Annotated in this window: 18 protein-coding genes; 5 read left to right on the forward strand and 13 right to left on the reverse strand. The window is 70.3% G+C overall.

Going from position 1 to position 21273, the window contains the following annotated elements:
* Window positions 1-188 precede the first annotated feature (188 nt).
* The 4 genes from ACWEOW_RS08525 to dnaE all read right to left on the reverse strand — a co-directional run bounded on the left by ACWEOW_RS08525 (window position 189) and on the right by dnaE (window position 9452).
* Complete coding sequence (locus ACWEOW_RS08525; RefSeq protein WP_452268753.1) at window positions 189-3584, reverse strand: ExeM/NucH family extracellular endonuclease; 3396 nt, start codon at window positions 3582-3584, stop codon at window positions 189-191.
* Window positions 3585-3720: 136 nt separating this feature from the next.
* The gene (locus ACWEOW_RS08530; protein WP_452268754.1) at window positions 3721-4668 is read right to left on the reverse strand and encodes a pseudouridine synthase; all 948 of its coding nucleotides are present in this window, start codon (window positions 4666-4668) and stop codon (window positions 3721-3723) included.
* Window positions 4668-5771, reverse strand: a complete 1104-nt coding sequence (locus ACWEOW_RS08535) for a winged helix DNA-binding domain-containing protein (RefSeq protein WP_452268755.1) — start codon at window positions 5769-5771, stop codon at window positions 4668-4670. The genes ACWEOW_RS08530 and ACWEOW_RS08535 overlap by 1 nt, the downstream gene beginning before the upstream one ends.
* A 63-nt stretch (window positions 5772-5834) precedes the next feature.
* Window positions 5835-9452: a DNA polymerase III subunit alpha gene (dnaE, locus tag ACWEOW_RS08540; protein WP_452268756.1), complete on the reverse strand. Its 3618-nt coding sequence runs from the start codon at window positions 9450-9452 to the stop codon at window positions 5835-5837.
* Between the two features lie 427 nt (window positions 9453-9879).
* On the opposite strand from dnaE, the gene ACWEOW_RS08545 reads away from it, so the two are divergent.
* From ACWEOW_RS08545 to ACWEOW_RS08555, 3 genes are all read left to right on the forward strand, one after another.
* Complete coding sequence (locus ACWEOW_RS08545; RefSeq protein ID WP_452268938.1) at window positions 9880-10350, forward strand: RNA polymerase sigma factor; 471 nt, start codon at window positions 9880-9882, stop codon at window positions 10348-10350.
* Window positions 10343-11155: a hypothetical protein gene (locus tag ACWEOW_RS08550; RefSeq protein WP_452268757.1), complete on the forward strand. Its 813-nt coding sequence runs from the start codon at window positions 10343-10345 to the stop codon at window positions 11153-11155. Before ACWEOW_RS08545 ends, ACWEOW_RS08550 begins: the two co-directional genes overlap by 8 nt.
* A gap of 166 nt (window positions 11156-11321) precedes the next feature.
* The gene (locus tag ACWEOW_RS08555) at window positions 11322-12161 is read left to right on the forward strand and encodes a hypothetical protein (RefSeq protein WP_452268758.1); all 840 of its coding nucleotides are present in this window, start codon (window positions 11322-11324) and stop codon (window positions 12159-12161) included.
* 120 nt (window positions 12162-12281) lie between these two features.
* On the opposite strand, the gene ACWEOW_RS08560 is transcribed toward ACWEOW_RS08555, so the two are convergent.
* From ACWEOW_RS08560 to ACWEOW_RS08570, 3 genes are all read right to left on the reverse strand, one after another.
* On the reverse strand, window positions 12282-13214 hold the full coding sequence (locus ACWEOW_RS08560) for an RluA family pseudouridine synthase (RefSeq protein ID WP_452268759.1): 933 nt from the start codon (window positions 13212-13214) through the stop codon (window positions 12282-12284).
* Window positions 13207-14022 (reverse strand): signal peptidase II, encoded by an 816-nt coding sequence (locus ACWEOW_RS08565; protein ID WP_452268760.1) that lies wholly within the window; start codon window positions 14020-14022, stop codon window positions 13207-13209. Before ACWEOW_RS08565 ends, ACWEOW_RS08560 begins: the two co-directional genes overlap by 8 nt.
* A gap of 62 nt (window positions 14023-14084) precedes the next feature.
* Window positions 14085-14624 carry a TraR/DksA family transcriptional regulator gene (locus ACWEOW_RS08570; protein WP_452268761.1) on the reverse strand — a complete coding sequence of 180 codons (540 nt, stop codon included), beginning with the start codon at window positions 14622-14624 and terminating at the stop codon, window positions 14085-14087.
* On the opposite strand from ACWEOW_RS08570, the gene ACWEOW_RS08575 reads away from it, so the two are divergent.
* Both ACWEOW_RS08575 and ACWEOW_RS08580 read left to right on the forward strand, forming a co-directional pair.
* Entirely contained in the window at window positions 14608-15357 is a 750-nt protein-coding gene (locus tag ACWEOW_RS08575; protein WP_452268762.1) for a hypothetical protein, read from the forward strand. The genes ACWEOW_RS08570 and ACWEOW_RS08575 overlap by 17 nt on opposite strands.
* Window positions 15358-15363: 6 nt before the next feature.
* Entirely contained in the window at window positions 15364-15675 is a 312-nt protein-coding gene (locus ACWEOW_RS08580) for a hypothetical protein (protein WP_452268763.1), read from the forward strand.
* Between the two features lie 144 nt (window positions 15676-15819).
* Here ACWEOW_RS08580 and ACWEOW_RS08585 read toward each other — a convergent pair whose 3' ends face one another.
* The 6 genes from ACWEOW_RS08585 to ftsZ form a co-directional block, all read right to left on the reverse strand.
* Window positions 15820-17031, reverse strand: a complete 1212-nt coding sequence (locus ACWEOW_RS08585) for a DivIVA domain-containing protein (RefSeq protein WP_452268764.1) — start codon at window positions 17029-17031, stop codon at window positions 15820-15822.
* A gap of 134 nt (window positions 17032-17165) precedes the next feature.
* Window positions 17166-17450 carry a YggT family protein gene (locus ACWEOW_RS08590; protein ID WP_452268765.1) on the reverse strand — a complete coding sequence of 95 codons (285 nt, stop codon included), beginning with the start codon at window positions 17448-17450 and terminating at the stop codon, window positions 17166-17168.
* Between the two features lie 163 nt (window positions 17451-17613).
* Window positions 17614-18096, reverse strand: a complete 483-nt coding sequence (locus ACWEOW_RS08595) for a cell division protein SepF (RefSeq protein ID WP_452268766.1) — start codon at window positions 18094-18096, stop codon at window positions 17614-17616.
* A gap of 41 nt (window positions 18097-18137) precedes the next feature.
* Window positions 18138-18863: a YggS family pyridoxal phosphate-dependent enzyme gene (locus ACWEOW_RS08600; protein ID WP_452268767.1), complete on the reverse strand. Its 726-nt coding sequence runs from the start codon at window positions 18861-18863 to the stop codon at window positions 18138-18140.
* On the reverse strand, window positions 18860-19621 hold the full coding sequence (gene pgeF / locus ACWEOW_RS08605; RefSeq protein WP_452268768.1) for a peptidoglycan editing factor PgeF: 762 nt from the start codon (window positions 19619-19621) through the stop codon (window positions 18860-18862). The genes ACWEOW_RS08600 and pgeF overlap by 4 nt, the downstream gene beginning before the upstream one ends.
* Window positions 19622-19811: 190 nt before the next feature.
* Window positions 19812-21140, reverse strand: coding sequence for a cell division protein FtsZ (gene ftsZ, locus ACWEOW_RS08610; protein WP_452268769.1), 1329 nt, complete (start codon window positions 21138-21140; stop codon window positions 19812-19814).
* Window positions 21141-21273 lie beyond the last annotated feature (133 nt).

The following is a 21273-nucleotide window of genomic DNA, read 5'->3' on the forward strand; positions in this document are numbered from 1 at the left end:
CCGGGAGCCATTTGTGTGTCGCCTACGCGCCCGCATGCCCCCGGCGCGCCCCGCCGTCGTGCCTCTCGCGTGCGCCCGTCGTGCGCCCGGCCATGGCCTTCTCGGCGCCACGAGAGGCAGCGACCGAGCGTACGCGACGCGGCCCCGGAGCCGCTGGGACTCCGGGGCCGCGCTGCGCTCGAGCTGGGTCAGTGCAGGGCGACCTGACCCTGGACCGCCTGGGCTCCGCTGTCGTACACGACGGCGCCCGACGATCGCGCGACGGCGACGCGCAGGGTGTCGCTCTTGCCCTGGTCGGTCAGCGTCACGGTCACCCGGTAGCCGGAGTCACCGTTCAGCGTGGCCGGGCCGGACAGGTGGGCCGTGTCGCCCGAGACGACCAGCCAGTCGAGCGACGTCGTGGCGAGCACGAACTGCGTCCCGGCCAGGCTGTACGTCAACGAGCCGTTCGGGGTCGCAGCCCCGGCGGGGTATGCCGCACTGAGCTGGAACGAGCCCTTGCCGGTGTGCAACGGGGCCGAGACCAGCGCCCCCTGGGGCGAGGTGACCCAGCCGCCACCGGTGGCGAATCCGGCGCTCGGGTCGTAGACCGCGAGCGGCTTCAGGCTCGACGAGCCCGCGTTGCCCCACTGGTCGGTGACCGTCACGGTGACCGTGTAGAGGCCCACCGCGGCATAGGTGTGGCTCCCGCTCACCGTGCCCCCGGCGATGGTCGCGGCGCTGCTCGACCCGTCACCCCACGAGATCGTGGCAGTGTGCGCGTCGAGACGGTCGGCGTCCGTGAACGCGGCACTGACCGTGGCGGACGTGCCCACCTGAGTCGGCGCGCCGCTCACCGCACCGACCACCGGTGCCGCGTTGGTCAGGTCGAGACCGACGACGACGGGGTCGTGGTCGGAGATCCGGAACTGGTCGGGCGCATACAGCGAGGCGATCTGGCCGGGCGACTTGAAGTCCGTGTTGTAGTCCAGCACGGACGGCTCGTCGGAGTTGATGTGCCAGTCGGCGACACCGGTGACCTGGCTGTCGATGGACGCAGACCCGAGGGCGTGGTCGAGGTAGCCCCACTGCCCGTCGAAGACGTAGGAGTACGCCTCCGAGCCGTTGCGGTCGGAGATGAGGTTGGAGTAGCCGCCGTCCTTGAAAACCCTGATCGGCTCCTCCTTGGCGTATGAGTTCATGTCGCCGAGGAGCAGGACGTCCGAGTCACCGGTCTGCGTGGGGTCGGTCGCGAGCCAGGAGACCAGCTCGGTGGCCGCGTTGACGCGCACCTGGTTGCAGTTGCCCTGGCCGTCATTGGCGTCGGGAGCGTCGCACTCGCTGCCCTTGCTCTTCAGGTGGTTCGCAACAGCGATGAAGACGCCGCCGGTCGCCTTGTCCTGGAACGCCTGTGCCAGAGCCGGACGGTTGCGAGGCGCGCCGTCGCCGCCGTTGACGAACTTCACGGAGTTCAGGGCTGCAGTCTCGCCGACCGGGGTCACCGTGGCCGGCTTGTACAGCATGCCGACCTTGATCGCGTCGTCGCCCAGGGCGTCGATCTGCCCTGTCCGGGCGTCGGCGTCGATGAACGCCCACGTGCCGGCACCGTCCTTCTCGTTGAGCCTGTCGACGAGGAACTGCACGGCGCTGGCGGTCCCGTAGCCGTCGTTCTCCATCTCCATGAACGAGACGACGTCGGCGTGGGTCCCGCTCACGGCTGCCACCGTCTTGGCCCACTGCCGGTCGAACTCCACACTGCTGGTCGCCCCGCGGCAGTCCATCGGGCTTCCGTCGACCCCGCCGGTGCAGCCGGTGAACGTGTTGAAGAAGTTGAGCAGGTTCATGCCCACGACCCGCAGGTCACCGCCAACCACCGGCGCCGAGGTCGGGCGCTCGTTGACGGCGGCGAACTGCGCCGAGCCGTCCATCGCGCCGATCGGCCGGAGCCGGTAGGCGTTGGGGCTCGCGCTGTTGCCGGCCCACGTGTACGTCATGACGCCGACTGCGCCCGCCACGGTGTCACCACCGCGCAGCGTGTTGTTCGCCGAGAGCGGCTGGCCGCCACGTCCCCAGACGATCGGGTCGGGGTTCTGGGTCTGCGACCCGTCGTCGATGATGAGGCGGCGCAGGTTGTTGGACGCCTGCAGGGCGGCCGCCGGAGCGCCCGGGGCAACGACGTTGGTGGGCTGCTGGAGGCGCCCGCCCGACGAGACCACGACCTGGCCGAAGCGACCGAGCTGGAAGTGCTCGGTCACCGTCATCTCCTGCGGGACCGACACGAGCATGCCTTCGTAGCGCTCGAGGAAGGTGTCGCTGGACACCGGGAAGGTGACCGGCGTCGGGCTGACCGTGTCCGTGCCGCACTTGACGATCGTGCCCACGGAGATCTGCGACTGGCCCTGGTTCTCCCCAGCCGTGCCGGTGACGCGGACGAGGTCGCCGACGCTGACGGTGTCGGCGTTGCTGCCCTCGAACACGAAGATGCCGTCGGACGTGGCTGGGTCGCCGTCGCCCGTCGGGTCCTGGATGTAGAAGCCGCGCAACGCGGGGCTCGCGCCCTCGTAGTCGGCCACGACGACACCCTGGGTGGTGCGGGTGCCCGTGAGCGCGACACTGGCGCCGCTGCCCTGGATGGCGGGGACCGTCGTGTACGGCTGGGTGCACGAGAGGTCGAGGGCCGTCGTGAAGGGGACGACGACGTCGCCGGTCATCGCGTCCGGTGTCTGGTCACGGTCGGCGACGTTGGCTGCCCTGACCGTGAGCGAGCAGTTGTCGTTGACTGCGAAGTCGTCCGTCGGGTCGATGACGTATGCCGTCGGCCCGCCGCTGACGGTGCCCGCGTGGTCCCCGGAGACCGAGCAGGTCAGGTCGAACCAGTCTCCGGTCAGGTCCACGTCCTCCGAGAACGTCACCGTGAGATTCGCGTCCCGGTTGACGGCCTTCGCGTTCGCGGCCGGCGAGGTCGAAGCCACGGCAGGTGGGTTGTCGACGGCCACGGCGGTGTGCGAGCCGAGCCCGTCGAAGGTGTCCGTGGCGAAGCCGTCCCACTCGACCGACGGGTCGAACGCGTCGCTGGTCACGGCGTCGCCGGCGGAGATGCTCGACTTGCGCCGGAGCGTGTTGTCCATGGTCGAGGTGAGGCCAGAACCCCACTCGTTGGTCGGACGGAAGCCGACCTGCCCGATGGAGTCGACGACGGCGCCGTTCTTGACCAGCACCACGGCGTCGTCGCCGTTGTACCAGTTGGTCGCGGTGCTCTGCTGGTCCGCCTGGGCCAGGATCGTGGAGCTGGCAGCAGCGTTGGCGAGCACGAACACGTCGCCGTTCGCGACGGTGCCGGTGAGGCCGATCGTCAGACCAGCGGTTGTCGCGCCGTTGAAGTACATCTGGACGCTGTACCCGCTCAGGTTCACCGCGGCGCCGGTGCCGTTGTAGATCTCGAGCGCCTTGTTGTTGCTGGTGCCCTCGATGTACTCACTGAAGAACAGGTCTGTCGACGCCGCCGAGGCGTTCTGAGCCCCGGCGACGAAGGGGACGAGTCCGACGGCGAGAGCCACGGCGGTGAGCCCGGCTACCCGACGCAGGACAGGACGAGATTGCGGCATGAGTTCCTCCCTGAGACCGGCTCCTCCGCGCGGTCTGCCGGTCACCCTAGACTGCGGCGACCCCTCTTGCGCGGCGAGCGCGGGACCGAAATGTGAACGGCGGATGTCGCACGGCCGGGCCGGGCAGCCATGAGGCTCACGGCTGTTCGAGCGGCCAGGCCCCCGGCCAGCCGTCGAGCGTGCGGCGGGACACGAACCGCCGCGGTGACCCGTCGACGGGGTCTGTCAGCTCGAGCACCGCAGCCAGCAGCTGGAGGGGCGCCGAGAAGTCGTCCGGCGCGCGGTCCCTCTCGACCGGGTACAGAGGGTCGTCGAGGATCGGGATGCCGAGGCCGTGCAGCTGGCACCGCAGCTGGTGCGTGCGGCCGGTCCGCGGCGTCAGCCGGTAGAGCCCGAGGTCGCCGCTGACCGCCTCGAGCTCGATGAGCGTCTCGGCGTTGGGAGTCGCGCCGGCGATCTCGCGTGCCTGGTGGGTGCCATGCTCCTTGACGACGTGGGTGCGCCGGACGACGGGCAGGCCGAGGTCGGCGCGAAGCGGCGCGACGGCGAGGTACTCCTTGTGGACCCGCCCCTCGGCGAAGGCTCGCTGATACGCCCCTCGCCACCGGGGCTCGGTGGTGAACATCAGCACGCCCGCGGTCGGCCGGTCGAGACGGTGCGCGGGCGTGAGCCGGTCGATCCCCGTCAGGACTCGGGTGCGGGCGAGCGCACTCTGCGCGACGTGCCGCCCTCGAGGCATCGTCGACAGGTGGTGCGGCTTGTCGATGACCACGAGGCGCTCGTCGCGGTGCAGGATGTCCACGTCGAACGGCACGAGGGGCTCGTCGGGCAGGTCACGGTGCGCCCAGACGGCGGAACGGGGCACGAAGGGTGCGTCCACCGGCACGGGCACGCCTGCGGCGTCGACGAACTCGCCCGCCGACAGCATCCGGTCGACGTCGTCGGCGCTCAGGTGAGGCGCAAGCCGTTCGACGAGGTGGTCTCGGAGCCTGGACCAAGGCCCGGACTGCGGCATGCGATAGCGCTGCGCGTCGACACCGTCGCGTGGCGGCAGCGGCGACGGCGGGATCCCGCCCCGTGCCATCAGTGTTCCCCGGCGCGCACGACCTCGACGTCGGTGCCGAGGAAACGACCGTATGCCGCCGCGGCCCGGTCGACGTCTCGCCAGCGCCGCTCCGGTAACGTCCGGAACGGGCTCACCTCGACCCGCACCTGTGAAGGTCGCTGCACCCGGCGCCAGGTGCCGGCGACCTCGCCGTCGATGACGAGCGTCGGCTTGAAGACCATGTTCCGGCCCGGGACGACCTTGACGAAGTGCTCCGGGGGCAGCGTCACGTCCCGCGACTTGAACCCGAGCAGGAACTCGTCCCACTGCGGGAGCAGGTGCACGCCCGCCGGGCCGACGGGTCCGCGGGAGTCGACGTGGCTCAGCCACACGTCGCCGTCGGTCTCTTCACGGACCACCTGGCCGTCCACGAGGGCCAGCGCCTCGCGCGTGAACCCGAGGGGCTTGTTCATCCAGCCTGCGAGGTCCTTCTCGGTCACCGGGCCATGGCTCCGCAGGTAGCGCGTGGCCATTGTCGCCATGGCCTCCTCACGGGATGGCTTGCGGGACAGCGGAACCCACGAGTCGATGAGGACGAAGCTCGGCTGCCTGCCGATGAGCGGTCCCTGGCACAGCAGCCCGGTCATGCAGTGGTGGCCGACCAGATGGTAGGCCCGCTGGCCGGCTGGGTCGATGCCTGCCGCGACGAGCAGCGCGATGACGTCCGGGCGGCTCATCGGCTCGGTGAGGTGCTCCTGGAAGAGGCGGCCCGACAGCTCGATGTCGGACTCCTCGAGACCGAGCTGGGCATATCGCGTCGCGAGTGCCGTGCTGCGTGGGGCCGCCAGCAGCTGGCACATCCACCTGGCGTCCTCGGCCGGGACCCAGTGGATCGTGCCGCGCATCGGCCAGGTGCGCACGATCTCCCGGTCGTGCACGGCCTGCTCGACCTGCTCGAGCGTCAGGCCTGAACGGACGCCGAGTGACCAGACCCCGCTGGCGTAGTCCTGGGCCTGCAAAGCCCCGAGCTCACGGGTGACGGCCAGCGCCGAGGTCGGCGTCGCCGCGGTGCCGAGCGCCGGGGCTAGGCCGAGTGCCGCCATCCGACGCCGGCGCCAGACACGCTGGTGCTCCGCCTTCACGCGTCACCCCGCCGGACGGCATACCGGCACGGCGGACCCGGCGTCGCTGGACATGGCATCGGCTCAGGTGAGGCAGGCAGGCCCGAGCAGGGCCTTGAGGTCACCGAACAGGGCCGAGGTGGCGTTGACTCGAAGCGAGTCGTCGAGGGTCATGAGGACGGACCGGCCGGGCTGGGTCAGCTTGACCTGCACCTCGGTGGCTCCCGGATGCTCGCGCAGGATCTCCTTGAGCCGCTCGGCGCGTGCCTGGTTGACCTGCCCGAGCGGCAGGGTCAGCACGACGGGCCCACGCGGGCCTTCCTTGATGTCGGGGATCGTCAGCTCCTGGGCGAAGATCGAGATGGAGTCGTCACGCGCGCTGACCCGGCCCTTGACGGCGCACACGGTGTCCTGGGCGAGCATCGTGGAGTAGGTCATGTACGACGACGGGAAGAACAGGCACTCGATCGCGCCGTCGAGGTCCTCGACGGTGGCGATGGCCCAGAGGTCGCCCTTCTTCGTGCGCTTGAGCTGAAGGCTCGTGATGAGCCCGGCCACCGTGACCGGAGTGCCATCAGGCTTCGGGTCATCGCCCATGAGCGAGGCGATCGGGGTGTCGGCGTGCGCCTGCAGGATGTGCTCGATGCCGAACAGCGGGTGGTCCGACACGTACAGGCCGAGCATCTCGCGTTCGAAGGACAGCAGCGTCGACTTGTCCCACTCGAGCGCCGGCACGGGCGGGAGGCCGTCGAACGTCCCGGCGCCGCCCGGGGCGTCGTCGTCGGCACCGAACCCGCCGAACGAGCCGAACAGGCTGTCCTGACCGATCGCCTCCTGCTTCTTCACCTCGACGAGAGCGTCGATGTACTGCTCGTGCACCTCGACCATGCCGCGCCGGCTCTCGCCGAGGCTGTCGAACGCGCCCGCCTTGATGAGCGACTCGATGGTGCGTTTGTTGCACACGACGGCCGGCACCTTGGACAGGAAGTCCTTGAAGGACGCGAAGGCGCCCTTCTCCTCGCGCGCGGCGATGATCGCCTCGACGACCGGCAGGCCGACGTTGCGGATCGCGGCCATGCCGAACCGGATGTCGGTGCCGACGGCGGCGAAGTTCGCGATCGACTCGTTGACATCCGGCGGCAGCACCTTGATGCCCATGTGCCGGCACTCGTTGAGGTAGAGCGCGGACTTGTCCTTGTCGTCGCGGACGCTGGTGAGCAGGGCCGCCATGTACTCGGCGGGGTAGTTGGCCTTGAGATAGCCGGTCCAGTAGGAGACGAGTCCGTATGCCGCCGTGTGCGCCTTGTTGAAGGCGTAGTCCGAGAACGGGACGAGGACACCCCAGAGCGCGGCGATCGAGGCCTCGTTGAAGCCGTTGGCCTTCATTCCCTCGGAGAAGGGAACGTACTCGGCGTCGAGGACCTCCTTCTTCTTCTTGCCCATGGCCCGCCGGAGCAGGTCGGCGTTGCCGAGGGTGTATCCCGCCAGCTTCTGGGCGATCTCCATGACCTGCTCCTGGTAGATCACCAGGCCGTAGGTCATCCCGAGGATCGGGCCGAGCGCCTCGGTCATCTCGGCCTGGAGCTTGCCCTTCAGCTGTGGGTCGAGCGGGATCAGCTCCTGCTTGCCGTTCTTGCGCAACGCGAAGTTCGTGTGGGCGTTGACGCCCATCGGGCCGGGGCGGTAGAGCGCCAGGGCCGCGGAGATGTCCTCGAAGTTGTCCGGCTGCATGAGGCGCAGCAGCGAGCGCATGCCGCCGCCGTCGAGCTGGAAGACACCGAGCGTGTCGCCACGGCTCAGCAGCTCATAGGTGGCCTGGTCGTCGAGCGTCTTGGACAGCTCGTCGAGGTCGATCTCCTCGTCGCGGTTGAGCCGGATGTTCTCGATGGCGTCGTCGAGGATGGTCAGGTTGCGCAGGCCGAGGAAGTCCATCTTGACCAGCCCGAGCGACTCGCAGCTCGGGTAGTCGAACTGGGTGATGATCTGGCCGTCCTGCAGCCGCCGCATGACCGGGATGACGTCGACGAGCGGCTCGCTGCTCATGATGACGCCGGCGGCGTGCACACCCCACTGGCGCTTGAGGCCCTCGAGACCGAGCGCCGTCGCGACGACCTCCTGGGACTGCGGGTCCTCGTCGTGCACGGCCCGGAAGTCGCCGGCCTCGTTGTAGCGCTTGGACTCCGGGTTGAACACGTCGGCCAGCGGCATGCCCTTGCCCATGATGTCGGGCGGCATCGCCTTGGTGAGCTTCTCGCCCATGGCGAACGGGTGGCCGAGCACCCGGCTGGCGTCCTTGAGGGCCTGCTTGGCCTTGATCGTGCCGTAGGTGACGATCTGCGCCACCCGCTCCTCGCCGTACTTCTCCGTGACGTAGCGGATCACCTCGCCGCGTCGGCGCTCGTCGAAGTCGACGTCGAAGTCGGGCATCGACATGCGCTCGGGGTTGAGGAAGCGCTCGAAGATCAGGCCGTGCGGGACGGGGTCCAGGTCGGTGATCCCCATGGCGTACGCGCACATCGACCCGGCGCCGGAACCACGGCCCGGGCCGACGCGGATGCCGCTGCGCTTGGCCCAGTTGATGAAGTCGGCGACGACCAGGAAGTACCCGGCGTAGCCCTTGGAGACGATGACGTCCTCCTCGAAGGCGGCCTGCTTGCGGGCGTAGTCAGGCACCCCCTCGGGGAACCGGCGCTGCAGCCCGGTCTCGACCTCCTTGATGAACCACGACGTCTCGTCCTCGCCCTCAGGGCACGGGAAGCGCGGCATGTAGCGCCCCTCGCCCTCGGTGAACGACACCTCGCAGCGCTCGGCGATCAGGAGCGTGTTGTCGCACGCCTCGGGCAGCTCACGCCAGACGTGGCGCATCTCTTGGGGGGACTTGAGGTAGAAGTCGTCCGCGTCGAACTTGAAGCGGTTCGGGTCCATCAACGTCGACCCGGACTGGACGCAGAGCAGCGCGGCGTGCGCCTTGGCGTCCTCGGCGCGGGTGTAGTGCAGGTCGTTCGTGGCCAGCAGCGGCAGGCCGAGGTCGCGCGCCAGGCGGATGAGGTCCTTCTGGACCCGCCGCTCGATGTCGAGCCCGTGGTCCATCAGCTCGCAGTAGACGTTCTCGGCGCCGAAGATGTCGCGCAGCTCGCCGGCGACGGCCCGCGCCTCGTCGTACATCCCGAAGCGCAGCTTGGTCTGGATCTCGCTCGAGGGGCACCCGGTCGTGACGATGAGGCCCTTGCCGTAGGTCGACAGCAGGTCACGGTCGATGCGGGGCCACTTGGTGTACACCTGGTCGAGCGAGGCGATCGAGCTCATGCGGAAGAGGTTGTGCATGCCGTCGTTGTCGGCGGCGAGCATCGTCATGTGGGTGTACGCGCCGCCGCCGGAGACGTCGTCGCGCCCGCCGTCGCCCCAGCTGACCTTGGTGCGGTCGGTCCGGTGGGTGCCCGGCGTGATGTATGCCTCGACCCCGATGATGGGTTTGACGCCGGTCCCCTGCGCCTTCTTCCAGAACTCGTAGGCGCCGAAGACGTACCCGTGGTCCGTCGTGGCCAGCGCCGGCATCCCCATCCGCGCGGCCTCGCCGAAGAGGTCGCCGATCCGGGCCGCCCCGTCGAGCATGGAGTACTCGGTGTGCACGTGCAGGTGCACGAAGCTCTGGTCGCTCGCAGGGTTGGAGCGGGTCTGCGAAAGGGCGGAATCGGTCGACATCGTGGACGAGTCTAAGCCTGCCCACCGACGCCCCTCGGCGTGTCGCGCGGGGTGTCGCGCGGGGTGTCGCGCGGGGTGTCGCGCGGGGTGTCGCGCGGGGTGTCGCGCGGGGTGCCACCGGCTGCTCGTTCGAGGTATCGGAGTCGAGGTCGAGAGTCGGGCTGTTCGGCGACCTTCCACCTCGACCGCGGTGCCGGCGCCCACGATCGCGAACCGATCGGCGCGCGGCGGTGTAGACAGGTCGACAGGACGGCACCATCGCAGGTGAGCCCGGTCATGGCGAGGCTGCGGGCGCACAGCACCACGGGCGAGGCTGCAGGGTGAGGACTGCACAGACAGGGCGGAGGCACCGATCGACACGGCGCAGGAGGCGGCGGCACTGGCTCGCGCTCGCCGGGGCGACCCGGCGGCATACGCGGTCCTGGTGATGCTGCACGCCCCGATGGCCAAGCGGCTCGCTGTGCTCTCGGGTGCCGGCAACGAGGCCGACGACGTGGTGCAGGAGGCGTTCGTGAAGGCGTACCGGGCTCTGCCGCGCTACCGTGACGGCGCCGGCTTCCGGCCGTGGCTCCTGCGGATCGTCGTGAACGAGACCCGGAACCTGCAGCGCGGCCGCAGCCGGCGCGCGCTGCGGGAGCTGCGGGTGGCGGGCGAGGAGGCCGTGGTCCAGCACGTCGCGGATCCCGCCGACGAGGCCGTGACGACGACCCGCCGCGCCGCCCTCCTCGAGGCTGTCAGCGCTCTGCCCGACGACCTGCGCGAGGTCGTCACGTGCCGTTACCTGCTGGAGCTCTCGGAGGCGGAGACAGCGCAGACCCTGGGGATCCCGGCCGGCACCGTGAAGTCCAGGCTGCACCGGGCGCTCGGGTCGCTGCGGGAGGTGATGGCCGATGCCTGAGCCCGGCTTCGACGTCCTCGAGCGTGAGCTGGTCGAGCTCGGCCGGTCGATCGTCACCGCGCCGCCGCCCGACGACCTCGTGTCGGCCGTCCTCGCACGGATCGACGTGGGTCCCGACCCGGCATCCGACCCCACCGGCGGTGCGGTCCTCGACGGGTCCAGCCCGACAGGCTCTTCAGGCCGGCGCTGGCTCCACGGGCGGCGTCTCGGCTGGGCCATCGCCGCCGCGACGGTGCTCCTGCTCGCCCTCATCCCACCCGTCCGGGCAGCCGTTCTCGAGCTGCTGCGGATCGGCGGGGTCGTCGTCCGCGAGGAACCGGCGCCGCGCGGACTGCCGACCACAGCCCCCGCAGCCACCGTCGCGCCCGAGCCCGGGGCCACCGCGGCGACGCTTGCCGAGGCCGAGCGGGCGGTCGGGTCCCACATCGCGGTGCCCGCGTCCCTCGGCCCTCCGTCCCAGGTCGCAGTCGCCCGCGGGGGGCGGCTCGCGGAGCTGACCTGGGTCCGCGACGGACGGACCACCCGGCTCGACGTCTTCGCCGGGTCGCTCTCGTGGGGCTACCTCAAGACCGTGTGGAATGCGATGACCCCGACCCTGGTGAACGGCAACGAGGCGGTGTGGTTCGGGTCGCCCCACCTCATCGAGTGGGTCGACCGCACCGGGACCACCCACCGCGACCAGCCCCGGCTCGCCGGCCCGACCCTGGTCTGGGTGGTGCCTGGCGAGTCGGCCGAGGTGACGTACCGCCTCGAAGGCCCGAGGACCCTCGCCGAGGCGGTCGAGATCGCCCAGTCTGCCCGCTGACCGCGAGCCGAACCACCGACGTGGCGGCGGTGTTGTCTCACTGACGGGATCGGTCGAGGGCAACTCACCCCTGGTCCCGGGCGGCCACCGCATCGGCGCCCGACCGGCATACCCAGGGGATCGGAGGGCTCCGGCCGTCCCACCGGCATACGACAGGAGGCAGCTCATGACCCCACGACCGCCCGCACGGTGGCAGATCCGTTCCTCGACACGGGAAGCACCCCGCAGGCGCGTGCACCTGGCACGCCGGCTGGTCGCAGCCGGGGCTGCGACCGTTGCCGCGCTCGTTGGCGCGGTCCTCGTCGGAGCATCGCCCGCTGCAGCGGGCGGGCCCACCTCGGTCCTCATCGTCAACTACGACCAGTCGCGCGCGAGCGGGGCCCTGACCGGAAGCCCGGCCTACGAGAGCCTCTCACGGGCGCTCGACGTGATGAACACACCGGTCGGCGAGTCCCGCCCCGAGGACAGCTTCATGAGCAGCCGGCTGCGCCTCACGTGGATGATCCACGACGTATCGCCGTGGCGGATCGACGCCATCTACCTGGACGGCAAGGACGTGTGGGTCAGCACGACGCTCTCCTACGACAGCACGAGCCTGTTCGACAAGCCGGCCATCTGGCACCGGCCGGCCGACGCCACCCTGCTCGTGGACACCCTCACCTCGCTCGGCGTGATCGGCGACGCCCCGGCGTCGTCCGCAACGCCACGCTCCGCCGCGACCGCCGCGCGTGCGGCCCAGTCGGCACCCGCCACGCCCCCTGCGGCCTCCCGGGTCTCCAGCGGCTACCCGTGGTGGCTGACGCTGGTGGCCGCCGTCGCCGCGCTGGGCGTCGGCTTCGTCGTCGGACGAGCCCGGAGGCCCGAGGCTGGCGGCCCGATGGCTGCCGCTGACGACGGTATGCCGACCGGCGCCCCGAGCGCGTCTGCGCAGGGTGGTGCCCCGACGTTCCAGAGCGGCACCGACGAGCAGAAACGCCCGGCACCCGTCGGGTTCACGCCAGAGTAGGCCCCTGCTGCAACACACCGAGCAGCCGCGAACTTCGCCGGTTATTTCCGTCAATGTTTGCGAGTGCTCGGTGTGTTGCGGTCTGCTGCTGGGGGTGACCGTCAGGTTGAAGGTGAAGGTCTAGAACGTGGCGACGATGTCGAGGGCCCGCTGCAGGTCGGCGGGATACTCGCTCTCGAAGTGGACGTACTCCCCCGTGCCCGGGTGCTCGAAGCCGAGCCCGACGGCGTGCAGCCACTGTCGCTCGAGGCCCAGCCGCGCGGCGAGCTTCGGGTCCGCCCCGTAGAGCGGGTCACCACAGCACGGGTGGTGCAGCGCCGCGAAATGCACCCTGATCTGGTGCGTCCTGCCGGTCTCGAGATGGATGTCGAGCAGGCTCGCGTGACGGAACGCCTCGATGACCTCGTAGTGGGTCACCGAAGGCTTGCCACTTCTCATGACGGCGAACTTGTACTCGTGTCCAGGATGCCGCCCGATCGGGGCATCGATCGTGCCGACGACGGGGTCCGGGAGCCCCTGGACGAGCGCGTGGTACGTCTTGTCGACGCTGCGGCTGCGGAACGCCTGCTTGAGCCGGGAGTAGGCATACTCGCTCTTGGCCACCACCATGAGCCCTGAGGTGCCCACGTCGAGCCGGCTGACGATGCCCTGTCGCTCCGGTGCCCCCGACGTCGATATGCGGTAGCCGGCGGCGGCCAGCCCCCCGACGACGTCCGGGCCGTTCCACCCCACGCTCGGGTGGGCCGCGACCCCCACGGGCTTGTCGACTACCACGATGTCGTCGTCGTCGTGGACGATGCGCATGCCGGGGACCGGTTCCGCCACGACCTGCAGGGACGGGCTCTCCTCGGGCCTCGGCAGCGACACCTCGAGCATGGAGCCCGCCGAAAGGCGCTCGGACTTGGCGACGGCCTTGCCGTCGAGCACGACGTGCCCGTCGGCGGCGAGGTCGGCCGCCTTGGTGCGGGAGAGCCCGAACAGGCGCGCCACGCCCGCGTCGACGCGCTCGCCCTCGAGACCGTCCGGCACGAGGACCGTGCGCACGTCAGGCATCGTCACGCTCCCCCGGCGCCGCGGCGCCCGCGTCCGGCGTCACCTGGCTCGTCGCCGCCCTCGGTGCGCCGTCCTTTGCGCCGTCGGGCGCGGTCGCGCCGTCGGGCGCGGTCACGGTCGCGCCGTCGGGCGCGGTCACGGTCGCGCCGTCGGGCGCGGTCACGGTCGCGCCGTCGGGCGCGATCACGGTCGCCTCGTCAACAACCTCGGCGGTCGCGTCCCTTGGCACTCTCGCTGGTGCAGCCTCGGGCGGCTCCAGCCGGTCGACCTCGGTGTGCGAGCGATGCTCGCGACGCCCGTCGACGCCGATCCCGACCATGGCGAGGATGACGATGAGGATCGCGGCACTGACGATCCAGATGTCGGCGACGTTGCCGATGAACCACTGGTTGTAGTTGATGAAGTCGACGACGTGGCCCTGACCACCGCCCGGTGGCCGGACGAAGCGGTCGGTGAGGTTGCCCACCGCGCTGCCGAGCAGCAGGCCCAGGGCCAGCGCCCACGCCCACGAGCCGAGGTTGCGCGCCACGAGGATGATCGCGACGAGGACCGCGAGGGCGATCCCGGTCATGATCCACGTGTTGTTCGCTCCCAACGACAGCGCCGCGCCCGGGTTGCCGATCAGACGGAAGCTGAGGAAGCTGCCGAGCAAGGGTCGCGACTCGCCGTCGGCGAGCACGTCGAGGGCGATCGCCTTGCTCACCTGGTCGGTCGCGTAGGCGAGGATGGCGACGATGGCGAGCAGCGCGAACAGACGCTTACGCCGCGCCGCGGTCGGGCGGGATGTCTCAGTGGGGGTAATGGTCACGGTATCTGGGGCGGACACGCCGTCGACGCCCACAGGGGGCGTCGACGCGGCGTGGCTCTGGGTCAGTGGCGGTCTTGCTTCTCCTGGCATGTCATGCACAGGGTCGCACGAGGACGGGCTTGGAGTCGAAGTTTGCCGATCGGGTTGCCGCAGTTCTCGCAGATCCCGTAGGTGCCGGCCTCGAGCTGCTCGAGCGCGTGCTCCGCCTGGCGGAGGCTGCCGCGAGCGTTGGCAGCGACCGAGATCTCGTGCTGGCGCTCGGCCGTCATGGCACCCGCGTCGGCCTGGTCGTCGCCCGAGCCGTCACCGGAGGCGCGCAGCAGGTCGTCCAGCTCCTCCTCGGCCACCTGAAGCTCCTGCCGGTGCTGCTCGATCTCCTCCAGGAGGACCTCGCGGACCTCCCTGATCTCGGCCTCGCTCCATGGGCTCTCGTCGTCCTTGACGCGCAGCTGCTCGGCGATGCGTCGCGCGCTGGTCTGCGTCGTGGCGGCCGCGCTGCCGGCGCTCTTGGCTGCGCCGCGTGATGCCGTCTTCTTCGCGGTGGCCGCACTCGGTGCGGCCGTGGCCGCCGTGCGGGACCCTGCGGTGGAACTCGTCGTCACTGCTGCCTTCTTGGTTCGGTTCGCCGTGGCCTTCGCGACCGGGCGGGCCGCTGTCGCCTTGGCTGTGGATGTCGTGCCGGCGGCGGACTTGCGTGCCGTCGCCTTCGTGGCTGTCGTGCCAGCCGTCTTGGAGGCCGTTCTGGCGGCCGTCTTGGTGGCGGTCCCGTTGGCGGCCGCACGGGTCTGGGCGGCGGTTGCGGCCTTCTTCGTGGCCGCCGCCTTCGTGGCCGACCGCGTGGCCGTGGCCGTCGTCTGGTCGGCGCCCTTGACGCCGGCCCTGCTCGCGGCCGTCCTCGGTGCTGCCTTGGTGGCCGTCTTCGCCGCCGTCTTCGTCGTGGACTTCGTGGCGCTCTTCGTGGCGGTCTTCGCCGCCGTCTTCGTCGCGGTCTTCGTCGCGGGCGTGGGCGCCGCCTTGCTGGCCGCCTTGGTGGCGGTCTTCGTGCCCGCCTTGGCCGCGGGTGACTTCTTGGCTGCCGCCTTGCTGGCCGCCCGGGTCGCATCGACCGCCTTGGTCGCAGGCTTGGCGGCGGCCGTGGAGGTCGACTTCGCCGTCGTGGCGGACCTCGGCGTGGACTTCGCGGCGGCCTTGGCTGCGACACCAGCCACCTTGGTCGCCGCCTTGACGACGGTCTTCGTGGCCGCCTTCGCTCTCGTGGCCACTTTTGCCGCAGGGGCTGCCGTCTTGCGCACCGCCGCCTTGGGGGACGCCGTGGCGCTCGCAGCGGAGGTCTGAGCACGCTTGGCCGACGTGCTCTTGGCGGACGCGCTCTTGGCCGGTCTTGCCGGGGAGGTGGTGGACGAGGGTCTGGCGGTCTTCGCCGTGGTCGCGGCCTTGCTGGTGGTCTTGCTCGTGGTCTTGCTCGTGGTCTTGCTGGCGGCCTTGGTGGTCGCCTTGGTCGTGGCTTTGCCGGTCGCCGTGCTCGCGGGCTTGCTCGTCGTGCTTCGCGTGCCCTTGGTCGGTGTCCTGCTCGTGCTCTTCGCAGCGGTCTTCACCGCCGCCGTCTTCTTCGCCGCCATCAGACCCCTCCGTCGCTCATGCCGCCGACGTTGACAAGTGGGGCTGACAATAAGCCCCGCACGTGCCACGCACAAACGCGAAACGCATGCTGGGGCCAACTGTTCGCCTCTGACATACAACGCAGGCCGTCCGAGAACGTTCCCGGACGGCCTGCGCGCGTCTGTATGAGGTGGTGGCTCAGCCCTGCCCGCCGTTGCCGGCGTTCGCGGCGGCCGGCTCCTGGACGTTCGTGTCCAGGTCGTGCAGCTGGCCCTCGATGTAGGACTTGAGGTTCGAGCGGTAGTTCTTCTCAAAGCCCCGCAGCTCGGCGATCCGGCGGTCGAGCAGGCCCTTCTGCTTGTCGAGCTCCTCGAGCAGAGCCGCCTTCTTCTGCTGTGCCTCGGCGACCATGCCGGTCGAGCGCTCGCGAGCCTCGGTCAGCATCTCGTCCCGGCGCGCTGTCGCCTCGGAGAGCATCTGGTCGCGCTGGGTCGTGGCCTCGGAGAGCATCTGGTCGCGCTGCGCGACGGCGGTCGAGGAGATCTGCTCGGCCTCACGCGTCAGCTGGTCGTGGCGGGACTGGGCGGTGCTGAGCAGCTCGTCGTGTCGCGCCTGAGCGGTCGCGAGCAGCTCACGGTGCCGGTTCTCCGCTTCGGAGATGAGCTCGTTGCGGCGCGTCTCACCGGCAGCGACGTGCTCGTCGTGCAGCCGCTGGGCCAGCGCGATGACGCCCGCGGCGTCGGCGTTGACCGCTGCCGGGGTGGCGGCAGCTGCGGCGGCCGCAGCCGGAGCCTTGGCAGCCTCGTCGCGCAGGCGGGCGGCGCTGGCGCTGGCGGCATCGGCGTCGGCCTGCGCGCGAGCGGCACGCTCATCGGCCGACCGGGCGTTCTCGAGCGCCTTCGCGAGCTGGGCCTCGGCGTCGGCGACCTGGGTGTTGAGACCGTTGAGCTTGGCCTGGGCGTCGTTGAGAGCCTGCGAGTCGACGGCCGCCTTGGCCGCGGCCTCGGCGCGCTCGGCCTCGGCCTTGGCGCGGTCGATCCGCTCCCTGGCAAGGCGCTCTGCGTTGTCCGCGTCCGCCTTGGCCTTGGCCGCGCGGTCCGTCGCGGCCTTGAAGGCGCGCTCGGCATCCTGGATCTTCGCCGTGAGGCCGCCGAGCTTGGCGTCGTCGCCGGGGCGTCCGACCGCCGGCATCGCAGCGGTCGGCCCGTCGGCGCCGCGGACGGCCGACTGGTTCTTGCTGGCGCGGCAGTCGTTGAGCTGCTTCAGGTAGTCGTCACGCTGCTCGATGAGCGAACGCATCTCCGCCACGATCTCGTCCAGGAAGTCGTCAACGTCCCGCTCCTCGTAGCCACGACGGAACTGCGTGGTCTGGAAGTGCTTGTTGAGCACCTGCTCTGGCGTAAGCGCCATGTGTCACCTCGATACAGACGTAATGGTTCGGGCCAACGGTATCTAACGTTCCGGTCACGAACCAAAGCCATCGTCGAAGCTGTGTGTCAGGACAGCAACGCCGACCCCCGTCTGGCTGCCGACCACCCCGGTCTTCAGAAGAAGCTCGGCACGTTGAGGGCCAGCGAAGTGAGCAGCATCAGGACGAGAAAGCTGAGGTCGAGCCGGACACCCCCGAGGTTCGGCGACGGGATCACCTTGCGCAGTGCGCGCAGGGGCGGATCCGTGACGGTGTAGACCGCCTCGGCGATGACGAGGACGAGCCCGGTCGGGCGCCAGGACCGAGCCAGGACCTGCACCCAGTCGATGACGAACCGACCGATGAGGGCGATGAAGAAGGCAAAGACCACCACCCCGTAGATCGTCCAGAACGCATCCATGTCCGCCAGTGTCGCTGATGTCGCTGGATTCGTGTGAGCCGGGGTGCCGAATCGAGACGGAGTCGATAGCAGGAGGTGACGCCGTCGAGCCCCGCTCCAGCGGTGGAGCGGGGCTCGACGGTGGTCCGAGCGGACGGGACAGAAGGGACAGGAGCGGCCTCGTTCAGCTCTGGTTGAAGAAGCCGCGGGTCGAGGCGGCGGGCGGCTCTGGCTCGTCGGCGGAGATCTCGACGTGCGAGGGCGACAGGAGGAACACCTTGGACGTGACTCGCTCGATCGTGCCGTGCAGCCCGAAGACGAGACCGGCGGCGAAGTCGACGAGGCGCTTGGCGTCGGCGTCGTCCATGTCGCTGAGGTTCATGATCACCGGGACGCTGTCGCGGAACCACTCCCCGATGTTCTTGGCCTCGTTGTAGGTGCGTGGGTGGATCGTCGTGATCCGGTTGAGTCGCCCGACCTCTACGTCGCGCACGACTGCCGCCACGGGGCGCTTCGTCGGCAGCGGGGTGACGGCGGCGGTGTGCTCGGGCTCGTCGTCGTAGCGATCGGAGTCGTCGTAGGTGTCGTAGTCGTCATAGCGTTCATGACGCTGGTCCTCCTCGCTGAGTCCGAGGTACACCATCGTCTTGCGTAGTGCCCCTGCCATGGCCAACTCCCAAACCGTCGGATTGTGGTTCCCTCCCGACGTTACAGAAGTGACGGGCGTGATCCGAGGATTGCGGTACCGACACGCAGGTGTGTCGCCCCGTTCCGAAGGGCCGCCTCGAGGTCGCCACTCATGCCCGCGGAGACCCAGTCAGCCCCGGGATGACGTGCACGTATGCCGTCCGCCACCTCCCGGAGGCGGGCGAAGGCGTCGTCGGGGTCGGCACCCAACGGGGCCACTGCCATGACCCCGGCGAGGCGGAGCAGGCCTTGTGCTGCAACGGAGTCCGCGAGCTCGATGAGGTTCTCTGGCAGTGCGCCACCGCGGCTGGTGTCGCCGTCGAGACTGACCTGGAGCAGGACGGAGAGCTGCCGGTCCGCCAGGCGGGCCCCCTTGCCGAGGGCATCGACGACCTTGAGCCGGTCGACCGACTGGACGACGTCGGCATACCCGGCGACGTGCCGCGCCTTGTTGCTCTGGAGCTGCCCGATGAAGTGGAACGTCGGGTCCTCGCCCCCGGACTCGGCGACCAGGCGCCGCACCTGCCGGAACTTCTCGCCCGCCTCCTGGTCGCGGTTCTCACCGAAATGACGCACGCCGAGCCGGTGGAGCAGCAGCACGTCCGATGCCGGGAAGTACTTGGTGACGACCACGAGCGTCACGCCCGCCGGGTCACGGCCGGCATCGGCGCAGCCGCGGGCGATGCGCCCGTGCACGTCGTCGAGGCTGTGGGCGAGCTCTTCGAGCCGCTGCTGCTCGGCGGTCATGCCGGACCGCGATCGAGGAGACCCGTGCGCATCGCCACGAGCCCCGCGAACCGCCCGGTCCGCTGGTCGCGGCGGTAGGAGTACAGGTCTCCGGACTCGCGCGTGCATCCCGGGATCCATTGCACCGCAACGCCGTTGGCCACCAGCTGCTCGACCACGCCGGCTCCCACGTCGATCGCGGAGGTGCCGGTCCACGACCTCGCGGCGCTCGCGGGTGACACCGCAGCCGCGGCCAGCGCCATCTCGTCGGGGACCTCGTAGCATCGGCCACAGACGGACGGCCCGACCGTCGCGCGGATCGACCTGGCGCCGAGGTCGCGCATGGCCCCGACCGCTTCATCGACGATCCCCGCGAGCATTCCTGGGCGGCCGGCGTGCACGGCGCCGACGACGCCGGCCTCGCCGTCGTGCAGGAGCACGGGCACGCAGTCGGCGACGAGCACGCCCAGGGCCAGGTCGGCTGCGCGAGAGACGATCCCGTCGGCTTCGGGAACCGGGCCGTCCCACGGGCCGGCGACCTCGACGACCGTGCTGCCGTGAACCTGGTTCATGAAGACGACGCGGTCCCGAGGCAGCTCGAGCTCGGTTGCCAGCGCGCTCCGGTTGTCCTCTACCTCCGCCGGGCTGTCGCCGACGTGGCCGCCGAGGTTGAGCCCGGCATACGGCCCGCTTCCCCTTCCCGCCGACCTCCCCGTGAAGCCGACGTCGACGAGCCGGTCGGGATCGTCGGTCGGGACCGCAGCGCGCCAGTAGAACACGGGGACCAACCTAACGGGTGGGGTTGTCCCCAACTCTGGGCGGGACCGCGCCCGAGGCACAGACGGATGACCCGGCGGGCCGGGCGATGGCTCCGCCGGGACGAGTGAGCACCTCGCCCCGTGGGTCATACCGGGAGGAGGTGCTCACTCGACTGTGGCCAGACGGCCCACCGGTCCGAGGCGTGGGTGGCTACTTGAGGAAGTCGGGGACGTCGAGGTCGTCGGCGTCCTCGAAGGTGACCTGACGGGGCGGCGCCTGCATGTGGTTCGACCCGGCGTGGTTCGCCGGGGCATGACCGGGCTGCCCGTTGCTCGCGGTCGCAGGGGCCGGCACAGGCTGGGCCGGGGCCTGGTGGACGGGGCCGGGGTGCTGCGTCGGGAGCTGTTGCGCCGCGGGGGCCGCCGCGGTGGCCTGCGGAGCCGGAGCCAGCGGCGTGCTCGGCGGTCCATGGTCGACGTGCGTGCCGTTGGTGTAGGGCGCGGAGGGAGCGGCCGGGCGGCTGGACGCCGCGGGCTGGCTGCGGCCCATGACCTGGCCGAGTGCGCGGTCGTCCTCGCGCTTGGTGGGTCCGCCGCTGTCGAAGCCGGCCGCGATCACGGTGACCCGCACCTCGTCGCCCAGTGCGTCGTCGATGACCGCGCCGAAGATGATGTTGGCCTCCGGGTGCGCCGCCTCCTGCACGAGCCGGGCCGCCTCGTTGATCTCGAAGAGACCGAGGTCCGAGCCGCCCTGCACCGAGAGCAGGACACCGTGGGCGCCGTCGATCGAGGCCTCGAGCAGCGGCGAGCTGATGGCCAGCTCGGCAGCCTGGACAGCGCGGTCCTCCCCGCGCGCGGAGCCGATGCCCATGAGTGCCGAGCCGGCGCCCTGCATTACGGACTTGACGTCTGCGAAGTCGAGGTTGATCAGGCCCGGCGTCGTGATCAGGTCGGTGATGCCCTGGACACCGGAGAGGAGCACCTGGTCGGCGGACCGGAACGCGTCCATCATCGAGACGTTGCGGTCGCTGATCGACAGCAGCCGGTCGTTGGGGATGACGATGAGCGTGTCGACGTCCTCGCGAAGGTGTCCGATGCCCGCCTCGGCCTGGTTGGCGCGCCGGCGGCCCTCGAACGTGAACGGTCGGGTGACGACGCCGATGGTCAGGGCGCCGAGGCTCTTGGCGATGCGGGCCACGACCGGGGCGCCACCCGTCCCGGTGCCGCCGCCCTCACCGGCGGTGACGAAGACCATGTCGGCCCCCTTGAGGACCTCCTCGATCTCCTCCGTGTGGTCCTCGGCCGCCTTGCGGCCGACCTCCGGGTCGGCGCCGGCGCCCAGGCCGCGCGTGAGCTCGCGCCCCACGTCGAGCTTGACGTCGGCGTCGCTCATGAGCAGCGCCTGCGCATCGGTGTTGATGGCGATGAACTCGACGCCCTTGAGCCCGACCTCGATCATGCGATTGATGGCATTGACGCCGCCGCCGCCGATGCCGACGACCTTGATGACGGCCAAGTAGTTCTGCGGTGCTGCTGCCACGAGAGTGGGCCTTCCTGACTGGTGGTGCGGTACTGCAAATGGGTCTTTGTCTGGGCGTTTTGTCGGGGATGTGCCATGGTTCGTCCCGAGCTGCTCATCCCTCAAACCTTAAACGTAGGGATAAAGGTTACAG

The organism is Monashia sp. NPDC004114 (genome assembly GCF_053603855.1).

Excerpts from the sequence above, each read along its gene's own strand:
- ACWEOW_RS08525 (WP_452268753.1), bottom strand. The coding sequence starts at position 3,584 with ATGCCGCAATCTCGTCCTGTCCTGCGTCGGGTAGCCGGGCTCACCGCC.
- ACWEOW_RS08530 (WP_452268754.1), bottom strand. The coding sequence starts at position 4,668 with ATGGCACGGGGCGGGATCCCGCCGTCGCCGCTGCCGCCACGCGACGGT.
- dnaE (WP_452268756.1), bottom strand. The coding sequence starts at position 9,452 with ATGTCGACCGATTCCGCCCTTTCGCAGACCCGCTCCAACCCTGCGAGC.
- ACWEOW_RS08545 (WP_452268938.1), top strand. The coding sequence starts at position 9,880 with ATGCTGCACGCCCCGATGGCCAAGCGGCTCGCTGTGCTCTCGGGTGCC.
- ACWEOW_RS08550 (WP_452268757.1), top strand. The coding sequence starts at position 10,343 with ATGCCTGAGCCCGGCTTCGACGTCCTCGAGCGTGAGCTGGTCGAGCTC.
- ACWEOW_RS08555 (WP_452268758.1), top strand. The coding sequence starts at position 11,322 with ATGACCCCACGACCGCCCGCACGGTGGCAGATCCGTTCCTCGACACGG.
- ACWEOW_RS08560 (WP_452268759.1), bottom strand. The coding sequence starts at position 13,214 with ATGCCTGACGTGCGCACGGTCCTCGTGCCGGACGGTCTCGAGGGCGAG.
- ACWEOW_RS08585 (WP_452268764.1), bottom strand. The coding sequence starts at position 17,031 with ATGGCGCTTACGCCAGAGCAGGTGCTCAACAAGCACTTCCAGACCACG.
- ACWEOW_RS08590 (WP_452268765.1), bottom strand. The coding sequence starts at position 17,450 with ATGGATGCGTTCTGGACGATCTACGGGGTGGTGGTCTTTGCCTTCTTC.
- ACWEOW_RS08595 (WP_452268766.1), bottom strand. The coding sequence starts at position 18,096 with ATGGCAGGGGCACTACGCAAGACGATGGTGTACCTCGGACTCAGCGAG.
- ACWEOW_RS08600 (WP_452268767.1), bottom strand. The coding sequence starts at position 18,863 with ATGACCGCCGAGCAGCAGCGGCTCGAAGAGCTCGCCCACAGCCTCGAC.